This is a genomic window from Nonlabens ulvanivorans (assembly GCF_000732625.1).
Classification (GTDB): Bacteria; Bacteroidota; Bacteroidia; order Flavobacteriales; family Flavobacteriaceae; genus Nonlabens; species Nonlabens ulvanivorans.
On record NZ_JPJI01000027.1, the window covers coordinates 5,974 to 9,442 of the forward strand.

1 pseudogene is annotated in these 3,469 nt (G+C 40.1%); it reads left to right on the top strand.

Features of this window, described 5'->3' with window-relative positions:
- Nucleotides 1-3,469 (top strand): annotated as a pseudogene (locus IL45_RS07205) (hypothetical protein); the annotation flags it as partial.

Below are 3,469 nucleotides of genomic sequence, written 5' to 3' on the forward strand. Positions count from 1 at the left end.
GTGTATTGCAGAAACACGCTCTGCAACATTAACAGTAAATCCAGACCCGTGTACAGACGGTGCAACAGCAGGTATGGTTACAGCAAACGACCCAGATGCAGATGGTATAAATAATGTATGTGATCTAGATGACGATAATGATGGAATTCTTGATGTAAGTGAATGTCAGTCAGTTAGCTTAGATTGGACAATAAATGATCCAGATAATGCCACATTATATGATGCAAGTACCACTGCTACTTTGAATGGCAGTAGCTTAATCAGCTCTTATTCTCATAACTCTAACATTAGAGACCCTAGAGTTAGTAGTTCTGATCTTTCCGGATTTCCAAGCTTTAATGGAACTTCTAATGAAGGAAGAATTTTTACTGGTGGTGTTGAGTATTTGAATTTTGCAGACAGTGCACCTTCAACATATATATATAATTTTTCACAACCAACAACTGAGCTATTATACGTTCATTTCAATTCAATGGATAAGGCAGAGATTACGATTAATGCTTTACCTAATGATCCTACTATCATTAGTTTGATTAATGGTAGTGGATTAGGAACTAACACCTATATTAAGATGACAGGAACTCCTTCAAATGGAGCTGGCTTTTCTGCAGATATACCTATTGGAACAACCCAATTTTCATTTACTGTGCCAGGAGGTGGAGATAATTATTTCATGGGTATTACTTCTGGTTGTATTGATACAGACATGGATGGTACGCCAGATCTTTTAGATCTAGATAGCGATAATGATGGTTGTAATGATGTATTGGAATCTGGAGGAACAGATAATGATGATGATGGTGTACTTGGTGATACAGCCACAATAGTTGATTCAAGTGGGCAGGTGCTAACACCAGGAAGTGGTAACACTACTGGCGGTTATGACGGAGTTGATGGTAATGAATTTAATGCAACAGAAGTAGTTGTTGATTCACCTCCTTCAGATCAAACTGTGGAAAGTGGATCGAATGCTACTTTTACCGCAGTAGTGAGAGCAACGAGTACAATAGAATATGATGGATTTGCGCCAAGTACAACACCAGATTTTAACGATCCATCTGCAATAGATATTTCTGGGACTACAACATACCAATGGTATTTGGGAGACCCTAATAGTGGTGGATCATTACTAGCAGGTGAAACAGGTTCTTCGCTAACATTGACTACTGATCCATCAATGGATGGGAATCAATATTGTGTAGTAATTACACATCCAGATAATATTTGTTTTACTCAAACTGAATGTGCTGTATTAACCGTTACAATTCCTGTGGATCAATGTGATCCTGTTGCTTCTGGGAATCTTGATTCAGATTTAGATGGAGTAAGTGATATTTGTGATGTAGATGATGATAATGATGGTATATTAGATACGGAAGAATGTGAAGCTCCTATTGGATCAATTACAATGGGTGATGGGACAACAGTTTTGGATGGAAATTATAGCAATTCAACTGGTACTTCTGCTGAAATTACTATTACAAGTGATCACAATACTTCTGAGTTTACAAGTGGCGTTACGAGTGGTCTTCAATTAGTCTGGGATCAAGGAACTGACGTAATACATAATATGTCATTGTCTATTGAACAACCTGTCTTAGGAACTGTAGGTAGTATAGTCGTGGCTAACAATGCTCCAGGTTCTAACTATGGCGCGGCAAATGCGACAAAAGAAGTGAATATAACGTGGCCTGGAGGTGGCTCTGCGATTCTTAATGATCCTAATGATGAAATTTCTGGATATAGTTCAGGTGACGTCATTACTTCTGGGGAAGTATTTGTCGTAAATACGGGCTCATTGGTGAGAGATTCAAGATGGACATTGTCTATTGATTTAACTGGATTAAATACTTATCCTGTAGTTATAGGTTATAATTCAGATGCTTCAATCGCTACGACGGGTATCGTTAATGAAGGTTTTGCATTCAATTTATTGTTAGATTGTGATTTTGACCAAGATGGTATTCCAAATAGAATAGATTTGGATAGTGATAATGATGGTTGTAATGATGTATTGGAATCAGAAGGAACAGATAATGATGATGATGGTGTACTTGGTGATACTGCTACAATAGTTGATTCAAGTGGGCAGGTGCTAACACCAGGAAGTGGTAACACTACTGGCGGTTATAACGGAGTAGACGGTAATGAATTTAATGCAACAGAAGTAGTTGTTGATTCGCCTCCTTCAGATCAAACTGTGGAAAGTGGATCCAATGCTACTTTTACCGCAGTAGTGAGAGCAACGAGTACAATAGAATATGATGGATTTGCACCAAGTACAACACCAGATTTTAATGATCCATCTGCGATAGATATTTCTGGGGCTACAACATACCAATGGTATTTAGGTGACCCTACAAATCCAGCAAATGCGATTGCAGGACAAACTAATGCTTCTCTTACTCTTTCCAGTGTGGATAACACTTTTGATGGTAATGAGTATTGTGTAGTAATTACACATCCAGATAATATTTGTTTTACTCAAACTGAATGTGCGATATTGACAGTAACAACAACCGATTGTTCCCAAGTTGTTGATGGTACAGTAGATGTTTGTGCTTTATTGGCAGCAAACCCTTCAAATCCAATCGGTCTTGAAGATTGTGATGGCGATGGTGAAACAAATTTGGATGAATGTAATGCTGGTTCTGATCCGACAGATCCTTGCTCAATTCCTTCAGGAAGTTCAGCAACAGCCGATACGAGTAATCCAATATGGCAAGCCGCCGATTGTGATGGTGATGGTGAGACCAACGGAACAGAAGACATGAATGGATCCGATCCAACAGATCCATGTGATGTAAGTGGAACAGCAACGGTGCCAGACGTAAGTGATGAGAATTATGCCGTATGGGCAGCCGCAGACTGTGATGGTGATGGTGAGACTAACGGAGAAGAAGTGATGAATGGTACAGAGCCATTTGATCCATGTAGTGTAACAAATGCTACGATACCAACAAATCCAATGATGGCAGGAACGCCAGCTCAAAATGCATATGATGTATGGGCAGCTGCAGACTGTGATGGCGATGGTGACTCCAATGGAACGGATGCAGATCCAACAGATCCATGTGTGTTTACAGCCGGAAGTGTAGCAGATACAAGTAATCCAATATGGCAAGCAGCAGATTGTGATGGAGATGGAGATTCTAACGGAACCGATCCAGACCCAACAGATCCATGTGTGTTTACAGCAGGAAGTACAGCAGATACGAGTAATGCAATTTGGCAAGCCGCTGATTGTGATGGCGATGGAGATTCTAACGGAACCGATCCAGACCCAGCAGATCCATGTGTATTTACAGCAGGAAGTACAGCAGATACAACAAATCCAATTTGGCAAGCAGCAGATTGTGATGGAGATGGTGAGACCAACGGAACAGAAGATATGAATGGATCCGATCCAACAGATCCATGTGATGTAAGTGGAACAGCAACGGTGCCAGACGTAAGTGATGAGAATTAT